The organism is Kitasatospora sp. NPDC127060 (assembly GCF_042724935.1).
GTDB lineage: Bacteria > Actinomycetota > Actinomycetes > Streptomycetales > Streptomycetaceae > Kitasatospora.
In genome coordinates this window covers 19485-34630 of the sequence record NZ_JBHXEG010000024.1, presented here as the reverse complement: position 1 = coordinate 34630, position 15146 = coordinate 19485, and the positions used below count along the sequence as shown (strand labels likewise).

18 protein-coding genes and 1 pseudogene are annotated in these 15146 nt (G+C 72.3%); 6 read left to right on the top strand and 13 right to left on the bottom strand.

The window, feature by feature from the left end:
• Together ACFWIS_RS15950 and ACFWIS_RS15945 are read left to right on the top strand one after the other, a co-directional pair.
• On the top strand, positions 1 to 165 hold the full coding sequence (locus ACFWIS_RS15950; protein ID WP_380523883.1) for a DUF397 domain-containing protein: 165 nt from the start codon (positions 1 to 3) through the stop codon (positions 163 to 165).
• A 10-nt stretch (positions 166 to 175) separates the two neighbouring features.
• Positions 176 to 361 (top strand): DUF397 domain-containing protein, encoded by a 186-nt coding sequence (locus tag ACFWIS_RS15945; RefSeq protein ID WP_380458644.1) that lies wholly within the window; start codon positions 176 to 178, stop codon positions 359 to 361.
• Between the two features lie 279 nt (positions 362 to 640).
• Here ACFWIS_RS15945 and ACFWIS_RS15940 read toward each other — a convergent pair.
• Both ACFWIS_RS15940 and ACFWIS_RS15935 read right to left on the bottom strand, forming a co-directional pair.
• Positions 641 to 1409, bottom strand: a pseudogene (locus ACFWIS_RS15940) (transposase).
• A gap of 86 nt (positions 1410 to 1495) precedes the next feature.
• A complete protein-coding gene (locus tag ACFWIS_RS15935) occupies positions 1496 to 1912 on the bottom strand; it encodes a hypothetical protein (RefSeq protein WP_380458646.1) in 417 nt (138 codons plus the stop codon).
• 235 nt (positions 1913 to 2147) lie between these two features.
• On the opposite strand from ACFWIS_RS15935, the gene ACFWIS_RS15930 reads away from it, so the two are divergent.
• From ACFWIS_RS15930 to ACFWIS_RS15920, 3 genes are all read left to right on the top strand, one after another.
• Positions 2148 to 2558, top strand: coding sequence for a VOC family protein (locus tag ACFWIS_RS15930; RefSeq protein ID WP_380458648.1), 411 nt, complete (start codon positions 2148 to 2150; stop codon positions 2556 to 2558).
• Positions 2559 to 2845: 287 nt separating this feature from the next.
• Positions 2846 to 3277, top strand: a complete 432-nt coding sequence (locus tag ACFWIS_RS15925) for a VOC family protein (RefSeq protein WP_380458650.1) — start codon at positions 2846 to 2848, stop codon at positions 3275 to 3277.
• 110 nt (positions 3278 to 3387) lie between these two features.
• Positions 3388 to 3537: a hypothetical protein gene (locus ACFWIS_RS15920; RefSeq protein ID WP_380458651.1), complete on the top strand. Its 150-nt coding sequence runs from the start codon at positions 3388 to 3390 to the stop codon at positions 3535 to 3537.
• Positions 3538 to 3549: 12 nt separating this feature from the next.
• On the opposite strand, the gene ACFWIS_RS15915 is transcribed toward ACFWIS_RS15920, so the two are convergent.
• Positions 3550 to 4296 (bottom strand): DUF6193 family natural product biosynthesis protein, encoded by a 747-nt coding sequence (locus tag ACFWIS_RS15915; RefSeq protein WP_380458653.1) that lies wholly within the window; start codon positions 4294 to 4296, stop codon positions 3550 to 3552.
• A gap of 203 nt (positions 4297 to 4499) precedes the next feature.
• Here ACFWIS_RS15915 and ACFWIS_RS15910 point away from each other — a divergent pair, with 203 nt between their 5' ends.
• Entirely contained in the window at positions 4500 to 4898 is a 399-nt protein-coding gene (locus tag ACFWIS_RS15910) for a hypothetical protein (protein WP_350504807.1), read from the top strand.
• Between the two features lie 60 nt (positions 4899 to 4958).
• On the opposite strand, the gene ACFWIS_RS15905 is transcribed toward ACFWIS_RS15910, so the two are convergent.
• The 10 genes from ACFWIS_RS15905 to ACFWIS_RS15860 all read right to left on the bottom strand — a co-directional run bounded on the left by ACFWIS_RS15905 (position 4959) and on the right by ACFWIS_RS15860 (position 15040).
• Entirely contained in the window at positions 4959 to 5354 is a 396-nt protein-coding gene (locus ACFWIS_RS15905; RefSeq protein ID WP_380458655.1) for a hypothetical protein, read from the bottom strand.
• Between the two features lie 149 nt (positions 5355 to 5503).
• A complete protein-coding gene (locus tag ACFWIS_RS15900) occupies positions 5504 to 6109 on the bottom strand; it encodes a hypothetical protein (protein ID WP_380458657.1) in 606 nt (201 codons plus the stop codon).
• A 339-nt stretch (positions 6110 to 6448) separates the two neighbouring features.
• Positions 6449 to 7216: an ABC transporter permease gene (locus tag ACFWIS_RS15895; RefSeq protein WP_380458659.1), complete on the bottom strand. Its 768-nt coding sequence runs from the start codon at positions 7214 to 7216 to the stop codon at positions 6449 to 6451.
• Positions 7213 to 8184 (bottom strand): ATP-binding cassette domain-containing protein, encoded by a 972-nt coding sequence (locus tag ACFWIS_RS15890; protein ID WP_380458661.1) that lies wholly within the window; start codon positions 8182 to 8184, stop codon positions 7213 to 7215. The genes ACFWIS_RS15895 and ACFWIS_RS15890 overlap by 4 nt, the downstream gene beginning before the upstream one ends.
• Positions 8184 to 9023, bottom strand: a complete 840-nt coding sequence (locus tag ACFWIS_RS15885) for a DUF4097 domain-containing protein (RefSeq protein WP_380458663.1) — start codon at positions 9021 to 9023, stop codon at positions 8184 to 8186. Before ACFWIS_RS15885 ends, ACFWIS_RS15890 begins: the two co-directional genes overlap by 1 nt.
• Positions 9024 to 9118: 95 nt before the next feature.
• Complete coding sequence (locus ACFWIS_RS15880; protein WP_380458665.1) at positions 9119 to 9715, bottom strand: toxin-antitoxin system HicB family antitoxin; 597 nt, start codon at positions 9713 to 9715, stop codon at positions 9119 to 9121.
• 175 nt (positions 9716 to 9890) lie between these two features.
• Positions 9891 to 10961 carry an adenosine deaminase gene (locus tag ACFWIS_RS15875; RefSeq protein ID WP_380458702.1) on the bottom strand — a complete coding sequence of 357 codons (1071 nt, stop codon included), beginning with the start codon at positions 10959 to 10961 and terminating at the stop codon, positions 9891 to 9893.
• Positions 10962 to 11084: 123 nt separating this feature from the next.
• Complete coding sequence (locus ACFWIS_RS15870; protein WP_380458667.1) at positions 11085 to 12380, bottom strand: DUF445 domain-containing protein; 1296 nt, start codon at positions 12378 to 12380, stop codon at positions 11085 to 11087.
• A 123-nt stretch (positions 12381 to 12503) separates the two neighbouring features.
• On the bottom strand, positions 12504 to 13811 hold the full coding sequence (locus ACFWIS_RS15865; RefSeq protein ID WP_380458704.1) for a nucleotide sugar dehydrogenase: 1308 nt from the start codon (positions 13809 to 13811) through the stop codon (positions 12504 to 12506).
• Positions 13812 to 13816: 5 nt separating this feature from the next.
• Positions 13817 to 15040 (bottom strand): glycosyltransferase family 2 protein, encoded by a 1224-nt coding sequence (locus ACFWIS_RS15860; RefSeq protein WP_380458669.1) that lies wholly within the window; start codon positions 15038 to 15040, stop codon positions 13817 to 13819.
• Positions 15041 to 15146 lie beyond the last annotated feature (106 nt).

The following is a 15146-nucleotide window of genomic DNA, read 5'->3' as shown; positions in this document are numbered from 1 at the left end:
ATCCGGCCCAGCGCATGCTCCAATGCGAGCAACTGCCCGGAGGTAGCTATCGCCCCCGACGCCGTCTACGTCCGCAGCAGCCTGCTCCCCGACGCCATCGCCCAACTCACCCCCGACGAATGGCGCGACCTCGTCACCGCCATCCGCAACGGCGAGTTCGGCTGAGAGAACCGCCATGGATGAACTGGTCTGGCAAAGGCCCACCACCTGTGGGGACGGCAACAACTGCCCGGAGGTAGCCGTCACTCCCGACGCCGTCTACGTCCGTAGCAGCCTGCTCCCCGACGCCGTCGCCCAACTCACCCCCGACGAATGGCGCGACCTCGTCGCCGCCATCCGCAACGGTGAGTTCGACGCCTGACCCCCGACCACTCCAGCCACCGGTTTTGGATCATGGGCTCTGAGCTGCTAACGTTCTTCTTGTCGCGAGGAACACAAATCCTCGCCAGGCGTCAGCGGTACTACCAGAGTACGTCCTACTTTCAGTAGGAAGAGTCCGTGCAACCCGGGCCTGGCGCTCCACAGTCGAACGGCCCGGCACCTTTCACAGGTGCCGGGCCGTTCGCGTTTCCCTAAGGGCTGTCCCGTAATTGATCACTGACGCGGCTGTAGCGAGCTGCGGGCTGGGGTGACCGCTCGGCTACGCGGCCTGGCTCAGGTTGTGCAGGCGGGCGATGCCGAGCATGGCGTGGTGGACGCCGTCGCCCTTGAGTCGGCAGTCGCGGAGAATCTTCCAAGTCTTCATGCGGGCAAAGACGTGCTAGACCCGGGCGCGGACCTGTTTGTGGGAACGGTTGTGTTCCTGCTTCCACTGGCAGAGCTCGCCGCCTGCCGGCCGGCGGTGTGGGGTGACGAGGCCGGTACCCGGGTAGCCGCCGTCGGCGATAGTCGTGGTCCGGCCAACGGCGGCGGCTGCCCCGGACTCGACCCAGGCCTTGCAGTCGTTGCGGTTGCCGGGCACGGGGTGCCCGACGGCGACGACCAGTCGTGTGTCGGCGTCGATGACGACCTGATGGTTGGTGGAGTATCGGTAGTTCTTCGACTTCTCGGCGATGCTGTGGTCGCGGGTGGGGACCAGCGTGCCGTCCACGATGAGCACGGTGTCCCTTCCGGAACCGCTGTCTCTGCTTGAGTGCGAGTAGGGGGCCGAGGTGATCGACAACGCGGTCGGCCGCCGACTTCGAGATTCCGAAGAGGGGTGCGAGCTGCCGTAGTGTCAGGTTCGTGCGCCAGTAGGCTGCGACGAGGAGGGTGCGGTCCTCCAGCGACAGTGACCAGGGGCGTCCTGGGCGGACCGTATCGGCGCCTTCGCGCCGCAGCATCGTGATCAGCTTGCCGAACGTACGAGGGCTCAGCCCGGTGAACGGGGCTATCCAGGACTGCTCTGATGCCGTGATCACACCTGTCACGCCAAGATCATCGCATCGCTGCCTGGGACGCTCACGCGTGCTGCTTCCCCTTGATCTTCCCCGTCTGACACCACTCCGCGCGATGCTCAGGTCGTGTCGGGCTCGGCGGCCGACGGGGAGGACGGGAGCTCGTCGCGGCTCTCCGGGGTGAAGGCGTCGCGGCGGGCGAGGGTCACCGACAGAGGCAGGCCCAGTCGCTCAGCCGCGCGTCGGCGGACACGCACCTGTGATTGGGTCCGAGGGCGGAACGAGGGCAGCCGCGAGCAGCCGCAGCCGGGGCGGTGGTCGTAGGTCAGCCCTTCCGCGAGCACGGTAGCAACGACGGACCACGCCTTCGCGTCGCGTCGCCGGGGCGCGGCGAAGTCGTAGCCGGCGAAGACGAGCTCCTGACGACAGCCAGGACAGATGCGCTTCCGGATCGGCCACGTGCTGCCCTTGAAGGAGAGCCGGCACGCGACACACACGTAGTGCCGGAAGGCGCCGTTGAACGCGTGGTAGCACATGGCCAAGAGGCTACGCGTCGCCCGCGGGCAGGCTCAAGCGGATTCGTGGCGCCGCGGTATGGCCAGCCAGCCGCCCGTCCGGTGCCGTGCCGCGAGCGAATAGTGGGACAGCCCTTAGTCCGGCTGACCCGGGCCCGGCGGACTAGGACCAGCGCCCGATGGCACCCGACCCCCGGCTCCCTAGGCTCACTGCTGTCCCCAACGCCGCCTCACTCCCCGCCCAGGAGCCAGAACCATGCCGGCCGACGCCACCGCGCACATCCGCATCGCCCGCCCGTCCCGCAACCTCGATGCAGCCGAGCGCTTCTGGGCCTCGGGCCTCGGTCTCGACGTCCTCTACCGGCACACCACGGACGGCACCCCCGGCGAGCACTCCCTCCTCATGGTCGGCTGGCCCGACGCCGCCTGGCACCTGGAGCTCGTCCACGACCCCGCCGCGCCCGTCGAACCACAGTCCACCGCCGACGACCTCCTCGTCGTCTACCTCGGCGAACCCGTCAGCGACACGCTCCTGGAGCGCCTGGAAGAACACGGCGGCAAGCGCGTCCCCGCGCACAACCCGTACTGGGACGCCTGGGGCGTCACCGTCCAGGACCCGGACGGCTACCTGCTGGTGCTCTCCACCCGCTCCTGGTCCAACGCCTGAGCCCCCCTTCGTACCGGAACCGGCCAGGACTGCGGCAACGGCCACCACTCCACCTGCTGGCGCACCCGCTACCTCACCGGCCCGGCCGACCTCTCCACGGAGGAAGCCGCCGCCCGACTCCGGCCCTCGCAGCGCTGCGAGGCGAACGGCTGGCTGCTCGACCGTCGCGACCTCTGCACCGAGGTGAGCCCCGACGGCACCACCATCGTCTACCGCGTCCTCCTCGGCGACGCATTCTGAACCTCCCGACCTGGGGAGATGCGCAGGGCCCCTGTTATCGTGCGCCGATGTCAACGATCAGACAGTTCCAAGTGACCTTCGACTGTGCGGAGCCTGCGCGCCTCGCCGCCTTCTGGTGCGAGGTGCTGGGGTACGTCGTACCGGCGGTCCCGGAGGGCTTTGCCACGTGGGAGGAGTACCACCGCACGCTGCCGCCCGAGGACGAGGTCTACTTCGCGTGCACCGATCCCTCGGGTGTGGGCTCGCGCCTGCTCTTCCAACGGGTTCCCGAAGGGAAGATCGTCAAGAACCGGGTGCATCTCGATGTGCGGGTCGGCACCGGGCTCGTGGGTGAGGAGCGCCTGGCCACACTGGAGGCCGAATGCGCACGGCTGATGGCGCTCGGCGGGAAGCACGTGCTGACGCAGCGCGCCGACGGCGTCAACGAGTCGTGCATCACGATGCAGGACATCGAGGGCAACGAGTTCTGCCTCTCCTGATCCTCCTCCGGGGCCGCGAGACGGGGAGCCGCCTCCGGCCCCATCTCGCCGAGCGGGCCGGCTGGGACCACCCGCTCCGCGCCGGCACGGTCGAGGTCGGCGGTTGCCCGGTGCTCGGCATCGGCTGGGACCAGGGCGACCACGCCGTCCGGCACCACGGCGGGCGCGGCTGGGGCCAGGTCTACCCGGTCACCCTCGAAGCCGACCCGACCGGCGGCACGGTGCTGCGCTGGACCATCCCGCCGTACGAGGACGACTGACGGGACGACGTGTCACCCGTCCTCGTCGCTGCCGAGCACAGCGGGCCCGAGGTCGGCGGGCAGGTGGGCGACGGCCAGCGCGACGGCCTCCTCCGCCGTCCCGGCCTCGGCGATCAGACCACCGTGCGGAAACCGCTGCACCTGGTATGGGAAGCCGTCGTCCGCGGGAGCAATCGCGATCACCACCGCCCCGCACGGCACGCCGGTGCGGGGCAGGAAGACGAGCACCCGGTGGCTGACGACCGGGTACAACTGCCGCAGCTTCGGCTCCGCACCGGCCGCCTCGACCAACAGGCCGAACCCGGTGAACTCCGGCTCCCGCAGCGCCCGTTCCCGGAGCCAACCCCACTGCAGCCCGACCACGGCGGCAGCCCCGCGCTCATGGGCCTCGGCCAGCTCCGAGGAGGCCAGGAACGGGAACCGCTCACGGAGCTCCCGCAGGTTCCGGCCGCTCCCCCAGGCCATTGCGGCCCGGACGACATCCCGGAGGTCCGCCGTCCCGCCCGTGATCATCTCGACGCCCAGGCTCCGGCCGCTGACCAAGAACCGGCGCTCCTTCACGGCGAGATGGACCTGGAGCGGCCGGCGCGCGGGGCCCGGGGGCGCCGTGCCCGCCGGGGCGGCGATGTTCGCCGAGGACGCACCGCGCCAGACTCCCGGCACCAAGGTGATGTCCACCGCCAGTTCGGCGGCCGCCGACTCCAGTGCGGCGGCGAGGCTCCCGGCGGCGGCCACGTCCGGGTAGAGATCAGGATTCATCCGCCCAGTCTGACCATACGAATTCCCTGAATCCAGAAAACGGCCTGATCCGACCACTTCCGAACGAACCGTACGGAAGCGGGTTTTCCGCTCTCCGAGGCCGGGGTAGGGCGGAGACGTTCGCACTCCGACGTTCGTACTCCGACGATCACCTAGACCGGAGCGGAGGCGAATCCTTGAGAATTTCCGCGGAAGGAATCCGCATGAACAGGACCGTTCGCAACGCCCTCGTCACCGTCGTGGCCGCCGGCGCCCTCACCGCCGCCGTCGCACCCGTCGCCATGGCCGCCGAACAGACCCGGACGAGCACCGTTGCCCAGGCCCGGCTCGCCAACCCGAAGACCGTCAAGGCCGCCGCCTACAACCAGGCCCGCAGCACCCTCGCCCAGGCCGGCAGCCAGACGGCCGCCAAGTCCCACCCGGCGCACGGCACCAAGGACGTCCCGGTCTCCTACGGCACCAGCCTGCTCGCCGCCGCCCGCGACGAGTTCCGCGCCGCCGACAAGAACCTTCCGGCGGGCCAGAAGAAGTCCGACATGTCGATCCCGCACTACAACGCCATCCACAGCGCGGCCGACACCATGGGCATCACCGTCTGGTGACCGGTGGCACGGCCGCCCCGGGCAGCGCGGCCGCCCCGGACTGACCGTTGCCCCGCGCGCTCAGGCCCCCTGGGCGCGCGGGGCCGCTCCCGCGTACGGGCCCGTGCGGAGGAACGCCCGGCGCAGTGGGGCGGCGGTGACGAAGACGAACAGGCCGAAGAGCGTCATCGCCGGCAGCCCGACGACTCCCTGGAGGCAGTCGAGCGGACGGCGCACGACAGCGTCCCAGTTCCCCCACCAGTTCGCCGTCAGATCGGCCACCATGACCCCCGCCCCGAGCCACGCCCCCGCCGGGCGCGCCCGGGCCACCAGCACGGCCGCCAAGGGGTCGAGCACGAGCAGCGCATGGAACAGCACCTGACTGGGCAGCGGCCACCAGGCGTACGCGTGCAGCCCGCCGCTCAGGACGTCGAAGGCGTGCACCGCCGCCCCCTCGACGAATCCGACCACCCACACCGCCGCCGCCCACCGCACCCAGCGCGGCCGCGCTCCCCAGCCCCCGCGGATCCCTTGCGTCCCCGGTGTCCCAGGTATTCCTGGCACCCCCTGCGTCCCCCGTGTCACCGCACCAGCCTAGAGGGGCGGTTGATCATCCTCGGGGCGCCCTACGACCCGTCCGACTCCTGCCTCGGGAGGACCCGGGGCTCGCCCGGGCTGCCGTCGGGGAGGACGTCGAAGACGGTGAGCGAGGTGCGGCCGGTGACGGTGATCTGGTCGGGGCCGGACCAGTCGACGCGGACGAAGTCGCCGCCGCTGGTGTTCCAGGTGCCCATGCTCCAGTGGCGGGCGGACCAGCCGGTGCCGGTCTCCAGCTCCACCCGGTAGACCGGGTCGATGGAGAAGGCGACGTTGGTGACGGTGAGTACCCGGTCCGGACGGTTGGGGCTGACGAAACGATCCTCACGGCCCCCGTGGCCGCTGAACACGAAGGACAGGAACAGGATCGGCACCGCGGCCAGGACGAACGGCGCCAGCACGGCCGCGCAGCCGATCTGCGAGAACCGGGAGCGGAACTCCAACTGGATCACCAGCGAGACCACGACCAGCACCACCGCCGCCCCGATCAGCAGGACCGGACGGTTGAGCCAGTGTTCGAGCAGCACCAGCCCGCCCGAACGGGAGGCGTGCCAGCCCGGCAGGTACGCCAGCAGCGCAGCGAGCGCCGCACTCCTGAGCCCCCACGCGATCTGCCAGCGGCGTCTCGCCGTCATCCGTCCCCCCGGGCCGTCTTTTGCCGACCTTTGCGCGGACTTTACTACAGGGGCCCGGCGCGCTGGGGGTGGCCGCTGGCGCACCGCCGGACCGAGCAGCAGCACCGGGTGGTCGAGTCGACGCTCGGCCACCACCAGCCCGCCGCGTACGCCAGGAACGCAGCCGGCGCAGCCGCTCCGAGCCCTACGCGATCCGCTCGCGACGCTTCGTCACTGCCCCTCCCCCAACGGTCTTTTGCCGCCCCTTGGCGCGGACTTTACTGCGGTGACGCCAGTGCGGCCCGGGCGGCGGGTGTCCCCGCTGCCCGGGCCGTCCGACGGCTACCGGCCGTACCCCCGTCACTGCCGGTAGAAGACGCTCCGCGACCAGAAGTAGCCGAGCAGGGTCAGCCCGGTGCACCAGGCGAGGGCGATCCAGCCGCTGTTGCCGATGGCGGTGCCCATCAGCAGGCCGCGCAGGGTCTCGATGATCGGCGTGAAGGGCTGGTACTCGGCGAACCAGCGCAGCACGGTCGGCATCGAGTCCGGCGGCACGATCGCGCTGCCGAGGAAGGGCAGGAAGGTCAACGGCAGCGGCGTGTTGCTCGCGCTCTCCGGCGTCTTGGAGACCAGTCCGATCCCTGCGGAGATCCAGGTCAGCGCCAGGGTCACGTACAGCAGCAGGCCCGCTGCCGCCAGCCACTCCAGCGGGTCGGCGCCGGAGCGGAACCCCATCGCGAAGGCCGCGCCCGTCACCAGCACCAGCGCGATCACCGTCTGGATGACGCTGCCGATCACGTGTCCGGCCAGGAACGAGGACCGGGATATCGACATCGTCCTGAACCGGTTGACGATCCCCTCGGTCATGTCGACGCACACGCCCACCGCGGTGGCGACCGCTCCCGACGTCGCCGTCATCAGCACGATGCCCGGCGTCACGTAGTCGATATAGCTCCCGCCACCGATGCCCGCGCCGAGTGCGCCCCCGAAGGCGTAGTTGAAGAGCGCCAGCATCATCACCGGCATGACCACCACGGAGAAGGTCATCGCCGGGTACCGCTGCGCGCGCTTGAGGTTCCGCCGCAGCATGGTCAGCGAGTCGCTGACCACATAGGTCGTCGCGCTCATCGTGCACCCTCCCCGGTGAGTTGCAGGAAGACGTCGTCCAGGTCAGCCGTCTCGACGACCAGCGACTCGGCCCGTACGGAGGCGTTGTCGAGCGCGTCCAGCACCGCCCGTACGGTGAGCACGGAGTTGTCCCCCGGGATGTCCAGCCGCAGGGCCTCCGCGTCGGCGGTGGCGTAGTCGAACAGCGCGGCGGCGGCGGTGAGTCGGTCGATGTCCGAGAACTGGAACCGGATCCGCCCGCCGGGGACGATCCGCTTCAACTCCTCGGCCGTGCCCTCGGCGACGATCCGGCCACCGTCCAGGACCGCGATGCGGTCGGCCAGTTGGTCGGCCTCGTCCAGGTACTGGGTGGTGAGAAAGATCGTCACCCCGTGGTCGGCGACCAGGCCCCGGATGATCTCCCACATGGTGCGCCGACTGCGCGGGTCCAGCCCGGTGGTGGGCTCGTCCAGGAAGATCACCTTGGGGTCGCCGACCAGGGTCATCGCCAGGTCGAGCTTGCGCCGCATGCCCCCGGAGAAGGTGACGACGGGCTTGCGCGCGGCCTCGGCGAGCTCGAAGCGCCGCAGCAGGTCCTCGGCCCGCCTCCGCCCCTCCCGACGGGGGAGGTGGTTGAGGTCAGCCATCAGCATCAGGTTCTCCTCGGCGGTGAGGAGGTTGTCCACGGCCGAGAACTGGCCGGTGACCCCGATCGCCTTCCGCACCCCGTCGGCCTGGCGGACCACATCGTGCCCGGCCACCCGGGCCGAGCCGCCGTCGGCGGGGATGAGGGTGGAGAGGATCTCCACCGTGGTGGTCTTGCCCGCGCCGTTCGGGCCGAGCAGGGCGAACACGCTGCCCGCCGGGATGGACAGGTCGACGCCCCTGAGCACCGCCTTGTCCCCGTAGCTCTTGGTCAGCCCGGCCACCGAGATCGCCGCCGTGCTCGCGACCGGGGGCGTTGCCGGGCTCGTCGTCGTCGTCGCCATCAGGCCCTCCGGATGAGGATGCTGCCGACCTGGGTGGCGCCGCGGACCTCGACCGTCTCCCGGGCCTCGCCCGGACCGGCCGCCGTGTCGAGGGCGTTGCGGACGGCGCCGAACTTGCTGTGCACGTCGAGCCAGGCCGCCGTGCCCTCCGCGATGCCGACCTCGATGTCCCCGACGCCGACCTGCAGGCCGACCTTGCCGCGGACGACCTGGCCGACCCGGATGTGGCCGTTCGCCGTCTTGGCCTCGACGCCCCCCTCGGCGAGGCCGATGTGGATCCGGCCGTTGGAGGCGTTGGCCGTCAACTCGCCGCGCACCTCGTCGATCTCGGTGTCGCCGTTGCTGTTCTTGGTCGTCAGCCGGCCACCGACGGCGCCGACCTCGATCCGGCCGGAACCCGTCACCTCGGCGTCCCCGGCGACGGTGCCGAGCCGGATGTCGCCCATGTCGGTCTTGAGCCGGGCGCCCTCGGCCCGGTCGACCTGGATCCGCCCCATGGAGGTCTTGATCCGGCAGTCGCCGAGCGGGCCCTCGGTGACGAAGTCCGCCATCGGGGAGTCGGCGTGCACCTCCGAGCCGGCGGGCAGCTCGACCGTGATGTCGATCGAGCCCTTCTTGCTGGAGAACACCGTCCGCTGCTTGGGACCCTTGACGGTGAGCCGGCCGCCGGAGAAGTCGATCTGGGTCAGCTCGGCGGCCTTGACGTCCGCGTCCCTGGCGGAGCTGGTGGGCCGGACCTCGACGATCGTGTCGGTGCGCTTGCTCGCCCGGATCCACACCGAGCCGATCTCGAATTCGAGGGAGACGGAGATCTGTCCGTCAGTCTCGTACGTGGGCATGGCTGTGCCGTCCTCTTGACTCGTGTGGGTGTTCCCGCTGGTCGGAGCGGAGGTGACGTCGAAGGGTCAGTCGGTCTGACGGTGATGCGGAAGCGCTAGTGGACCCAGCCGGTGAAGCCTTGGCCGCCGCCGCGGGTGGTGCGGGCGCCGAGGTCGGCGGCCGGGCGGACGGCCGGGCGGCCGCCGTCGACCGCGCCGGCGACGGCCCGGACCAGCCAGGCGTTGAGCGAGAGCCCCTCCTGCCCGGCGGCCTCCTCCGCCCTCGCCTTGAGGTGCCCGGGCAGGCGGAGGTTGATCCGGGCGGTGCCGCTGTCGTCCGACTCCGACATCGCGGACGGGGGCACCGGCGCCGTTATCGGTGGCACCACGGGCGGCACCACCGGTGGCACCACGGGCGGCAGCCCACCCGGCGCCACGGGCGGCTCCTCCCCGTGGAAGCCGCCGGAGCCGGGCGGGGCCGTCACCACGAACTCGGGATCGAGGCCGCGCAGTCGCACGTCCACCGAGCCCGGGGCGAGGTCACGGGTGACTTCGCCCATGGCGGCGGAGAGGGCGTTGAGCAGGGTGAGCCGCACGGCCGACTCCAGCGGGAGCGTCAGCCGGTCGGCCAGCGCCCGCGCTTCGTCCCCGCCGGTGGCGGCGGCCACCGCGAGCTCGTTCCGGAGGTTGTCGACGTACGGCGTGAGGTCCATGGCTAGAGCATGGCACAGCAGTGGTGCCATGTCGAGGTGTTTATGGCACCACTCTGGCACCACGCCCGGGCCACGCCCGGCACAACGCCTGGCGCCACACCCGGCACCGCACCCGCGGCACCACGCGAACCGCCCCGCCGACCGGGGTCGACGGGGCGGTTGACCTGCGGGAACGTCAGCCCTGCTGCTGCCAGCCCGCCAGGTAGGAGTCGATCTCGCCGACCAGCCCGTCCTTGCCCGCCTGCTCCAGGAACGAGGCCTCGACCGCGTTGCGGGCCAACGCCGCCACCCCGGTCTCGTCCAGCCCGAGCAGCCGCGCCGCCACCGCGTACTCGGTGTTGAGGTCGGTGCCGAACATCGGCGGGTCGTCGCTGTTGACCGTCACCAGCAGCCCGGCGTCGACCATCCGCTTGATCGGGTGGTCGTCGATCCGGTCCACCGCCCGGGTGGCGATGTTGGAGGTCGGGCAGACCTCCAACGGGATGCGGTGCTCGCCCAGGTGGTCGAGCAGCGCCGGGTCCTTCACCGCCTGGGTGCCGTGCCCGATGCGCTCGGCGCCGAGCACCCGGATGGCGTCCCAGACGGTCTCCGGCCCGGTGGTCTCGCCGGCGTGCGGGACGGAGCGCAGGCCGACGGCCCGGGCCCGGTCGAAGTACGGCTTGAACTGCGGCCTCGGCACGCCGATCTCGGGGCCGCCCAGGCCGAAGCTGACCAGGCCCTCGGGGGCGAGCTCGGTGGCCAGCCGGGCGGTGATCTCGGCCGCCTCCAGGCCCGCCTCGCCGGGGATGTCGAAGCACCAGCGCAGCACCACGCCGAGGTCCTTCTCGGCGCGCAGCCGGGCGTCCTCGATCGCCTCCATGAAGGCCACGTCGGGGATGCCGCGCTTGACCGAGGAGTACGGGGTGATGGTCAGCTCGGCGTAGCGGATGTTCTGCCGGGCCATGTCCTCGGCCACGCCGTAGGTCAGCGCCCGGACGTCCTCGGCGTCGCGGATCAGGTCCACCACGCTCAGGTAGACCTCGATGAAGTGCGCGAAGTCGGTGAAGGTGAAGTACTCGGCCAGCGCCGCCGGGTCGGTCGGCACCGCGGTCTTGCCGGCGTACCGCCCGACCAGGTCGGCGACGACGCGCGGCGAGGCCGAGCCGACGTGGTGGACGTGCAGCTCCGCCTTGGGCATCCCGGCGATGAACGCCTCGATGCTCCGGTCGGCGGTGCCGCCGGGGGTGCTGCCAGTGGGGTTTCCGATCCGACTTCCGTCCGGCTGGACCACGGTGGTTCCCTTCTCCTTCTGCTTCTGCGCCGCGCCTTCTACGCGCGTATCGCGAACGTCGGCCCAGGATAGGCCCAAAGCCGGGCGGCCGGTCGGTGATCAACCGCCGAGCGCGACCGCCGCGGTGTGGATCAGCAGCCCGGCCAGCGCGCCGACCACGGTGCCGTTGATCCGGATGAACTGGAGGTCCCGACCGACGTTGGCCTCGATCTTGCGCGAGGCGTCGTCGGCGTCCCAGCCCGCCACCGTCTCCGAGATCAGCGAGGTGATCTCGGCCCGGTAGGTGTCGACCAGGTACTGGGCGGCGTCCTGGAGCCAGCCGTCCACCTTGGCCTGCAGCTTGGCGTCGGTGGCCAGGCGCTCGCCGAAGCCGCGCACGCCGTCACGGATGCGCCGGCGCAGTTCGCTGTCCTCGTCCTCGGCCGCGCCCATCACCAGGGTGCGCACGGCCGCCCAGGTGGAGTTGATCAGGTCCTGCACCTCGGGCCGGGCCAGCAGCTCGTCCTTGGCCCGCTCGACCCGGGCGATGGTCTCCGGATCGGTCTGCAGCTCGGTGGCGAAGTCGGCGAGGAAGTTGTCGATCGCGCCGCGGGCCGGGTGCTCGGGGTCGTCCCGGATCTCGGTGACGAAGCGCAGCAGCTCCTTGTAGACCCGCTCGCCGACCTGGTGGTCGAGGAACTTCGGGGTCCAGCCCGGGGTCTTCTGGGTGACCTTGCGGACCACGTCCTCGTGATTGGCGGTCAGCCAGCCGTGCGCCCGGACGGCGACCAGGTCCACCACGCCGTGGTGCCCGCCGTCCGCGACCACCTTGCCCAGCATCCGGCCCATCGGCTCGGCCACCGAGGTGGCGGCGGCCCGCCTGGTCACCGCCTCGGCGACCACCGCCCGCACGTCGTCGTCGCGCAGCACCGCGAGCAGCCCGCGCAGCGCCGCCGAGGCCTCCTTGGTGACCCGCTCGGCGCTGCCCGGAGCGGCCAGCCACTCCCCCAGCCGGCGGCCGATGCCGAGCGCGGCGAGCCGACCGCGCACCACGTGGCCGGCCAGGAAGTTGTCGCCGACGAACTCGCCGAGCGAGCGCCCGAAGGCGTCCTTCTTGGTCGGGATGATCGCGGTGTGCGGGATCGGCAGGCCGAACGGACGGCGGAACAGGGCCGTCACCGCGAACCAGTCGGCCAGCGCACCGACCATGCCCGCCTCGGCGGCGGCCGCCACGTACCCGGCCCAGGCGCCGGCACCGGCCGCCTTGGCCCAGGTGGCGAGGGCGAAGACCAGGGTCGCGAAGGCCAGCAGGCCGGTCGCGATGGTCTTCATCCGGCGGACGCCGTGTCTCTTCTGCTCGTCGGCCGCGGTGAACCGGACCCCGGGGCCGGTCCCGCTGAAGGCTTCGTCACTCACCCCGCCAGTCTGCCCGTTGCCCGGCGCGGACGGGGGCGTGCCCCACGATCACCCGCCCCGAACCCCCGGCCCGCGCCCCGCGCCGCCCCCCTCGACCCGACCACGCCCACGCCCGGAACCGGCTCACGCCCCGCCCAGCACGATCCGCCGCACCCCCGCCCCCGCCCACCGCGCCGGGTCCGTGCACCGCCGCCCGTCCAGCAGCACCACCACCCCCGGCAGGTCCGCCGGCCCCAGCTCCCGGTACTCCGGGTGGTCCGCCTGCAGCACCGCCGCCGCCACCGGCTCCCCGCCGTACGCCGGCAGCCCGAGCGCCGTCAGCTCCTCCGCCCGGTACAGCGGATCGGCGACGTACGGCCTGGCCCCGGCCGCCTCCAGCGCCGCCACCAGCGGGAACACCCCCGAGTACGCCGTCTCCTTGACGCCGCCCCGGTACGAGGCGCCCAGCACCAGCACCCCCTGCCCGGCGAGCCCGCCCGGCAGCACCCCGGCGAGGGCCCCGGCCAGCACCCCGACCGCGTACCCGGGCACCTCCAGGTTGGCCTCCCGGGCCGCCCGGACCACCGTCGCCGCCGGGTCGTTCCACAGGTACAGCCGCGGGTACACCGGGATGCAGTGCCCGCCGACCGCGATGCCCGGCCGGTGCAGGTGGCTGTAGGGCTGCGAGTTGCAGGCGTCGGCGACCTCCGCGAAGTCCACCCCGACCCGGTCCGCGTACCGGGCGAACTGGTTGGCCAGCGCGATGTTGACGTCCCGGTACGTGGTCTCGGCGAGCTTGGCGAACTCGGCCGCCTCCGCCGAGGCCAGCTCCCACACCCCGTTGGGCCGGGGCAGGTCGGGGCGCGGGTCGAAGTCCAGCACCGCCCGGTAGAACTCGGCGCCGCGCCGCAGCGACGGGGCGTCCAGGCCGCCGACCAGCTTGGGGTAGCGCCGCAGGTCGGCGAAGACCCGTCCGGTGCGCACCCGCTCCGGGCTGAACACCAGCGCGAAGTCAGCCCCGGGCGCCAGCCCGGAGCCGGCCGCCAGCCGGGGCGCCCAGCGCTCCCGGGTGGTGCCGACCGGCAGGGTGGTCTCGTAGCTGACCAGCGCACCCCGGCGCAGCCCGGCCGCGACGGCGTCGGTGGCCGCGTCGAGCAGCGCGAAGTCCGGGGTGCCGTCGGCGGCGGTGACCAGCGGGACGACCAGGACGACGGCCTGCGAGGCGGCCACCGCGGCCGTGGTGTCGGTGGTGGCGCGCAGCCGGCCCTCGGCGACCACCCGCTTGAGCGCCTCGTCCAGGCCCTCCTCCCGGGGGAACGGCGGCACGCCCCGGTTGACGCTCTCCACCACCCGGGGCGCGATGTCCGCCCCGACCACCCGGTGGCCCTTGCGCGCGAACTGCACGGCCAGCGGCAGGCCGAGCTTGCCGAGCCCGACCACGCAGACGTCCAGCGCGGTCATCCCCGGCCTCCGTTCACCGAGTTGGCGAGCCGGCGCCACACCGGGTGCCGCCGCAGCCCGCGCCGCAGCTGCTCCGGGACGACCCCGCGCCACAGCTGCTGGGCCAGGTTGAGCGGTGGGACGGCGACGGCCGGCGGCTCCTCGGGCAGCAGGAACAGCTCGTCGGGCAGGCCGAGTCGGGCGTCCCGGAACGCCGGGTAGCCCGCGTACCGCCGCCCGTCCGCCACCACCGGCGGCTCGCCGTGCGCGGCCTCGTAGCGGATCTGGTCGCGCAGCGCCTCCGGCCTCACGGCGGCGGCGAGTTCGAGCCGCAGCCGGGCGGCGACCGGCAGCCGGTGGTACACCTCGCGGGCGCCGAACCGCTCGATCATCCGGCCGACCTCGGCGCACACCCGCTGCTGCAGCCCGTCGTCCAGCAGCAGGAAGCCGTCCTGGAGCAGCCGGGGCACGTCCCAGGCGAAGCTGCGGACCCGGATGGCGTCCAACTCCTCTCCCGGATCGGCCAGTTCGACGGCCACCTGCTGCAGGGCGGCGATCCCGCGCAGCCGGTCCAGCACCGAGGCCCGCTCGGTGACATTGCCGCGGTCCTCGCGCAGCACCAGGAAGTAGCAGTCGTAGTCGGCGAGGACGGACACCCGGTCCGCCCGCAGGCAGGCCTCCAGGGTGAACGGCTGGTCCGAGAACACCTTCAGCTCCTCGTCGCGGCGCAGGCCGTGGCGCCGGACGAGGTCCAGCCGGAACAGCTTGGTGTCGGACAGCGCCCAGGCCAGCGCCGAGTCGGCGAACCCGACCGACTCGGCGTCGGCGTGGAAGATGCCCTGCGGCACCAGCCGTCCGTTCACCCCCACCTGCTTGGGCACCACCACGTCCGAACCCCAGGCGTCGGCGGCCGCGACCAACCGCTCCAGCGCCTCCGCGCCGAGCCAGTCGTCGGCGCCGAGGAACAGCACGTAGCGCCCGCGGGCGAGGTCCAGGCCGCGGTTGGTCGGGGCCGCCGGGCCGCCCGAGTTGCGCTGGTGGACCACCCGGAACAGCCCCGGGTGCCGGTCCGCGTACTCGTCCAGCAGCGCCTCGCCACCGTCCGTGGAGCCGTCGTCGACGACCACCACCTCCAGCCGCCCCGGCGCCAGGGACTGCCCGACCAGGGAGTCCAGGCAGGCGGTGAGGTACGGCATGGTGTTGTAGACCGCGACCACCACGGTCACGTCGGGTACGGTCACGGGCGGCGGGCCTCCGGGGCTGGCGGTTCACCGGCGCGTGCGCTGACCGGCGGCGATGCACCGTCCAACTCGGCCGCCCGCCGGGGAGTCACGTGCCCTCCCCGGA

Coding starts and splice junctions, on each gene's coding strand:
- ACFWIS_RS15945 (WP_380458644.1), top strand. CDS start 176: ATGGATGAACTGGTCTGGCAAAGGCCCACCACCTGTGGGGACGGCAAC.
- ACFWIS_RS15900 (WP_380458657.1), bottom strand. CDS start 6,109: ATGACGGCGAGACGCCGCTGGCAGATCGCGTGGGGGCTCAGGAGTGCG.
- ACFWIS_RS15890 (WP_380458661.1), bottom strand. CDS start 8,184: ATGGCGACGACGACGACGAGCCCGGCAACGCCCCCGGTCGCGAGCACG.
- ACFWIS_RS15910 (WP_350504807.1), top strand. CDS start 4,500: ATGAACAGGACCGTTCGCAACGCCCTCGTCACCGTCGTGGCCGCCGGC.
- ACFWIS_RS15885 (WP_380458663.1), bottom strand. CDS start 9,023: ATGCCCACGTACGAGACTGACGGACAGATCTCCGTCTCCCTCGAATTC.
- ACFWIS_RS15935 (WP_380458646.1), bottom strand. CDS start 1,912: ATGTGCTACCACGCGTTCAACGGCGCCTTCCGGCACTACGTGTGTGTC.
- ACFWIS_RS15930 (WP_380458648.1), top strand. CDS start 2,148: ATGCCGGCCGACGCCACCGCGCACATCCGCATCGCCCGCCCGTCCCGC.
- ACFWIS_RS15915 (WP_380458653.1), bottom strand. CDS start 4,296: ATGAATCCTGATCTCTACCCGGACGTGGCCGCCGCCGGGAGCCTCGCC.
- ACFWIS_RS15880 (WP_380458665.1), bottom strand. CDS start 9,715: ATGGACCTCACGCCGTACGTCGACAACCTCCGGAACGAGCTCGCGGTG.
- ACFWIS_RS15925 (WP_380458650.1), top strand. CDS start 2,846: ATGTCAACGATCAGACAGTTCCAAGTGACCTTCGACTGTGCGGAGCCT.
- ACFWIS_RS15895 (WP_380458659.1), bottom strand. CDS start 7,216: ATGAGCGCGACGACCTATGTGGTCAGCGACTCGCTGACCATGCTGCGG.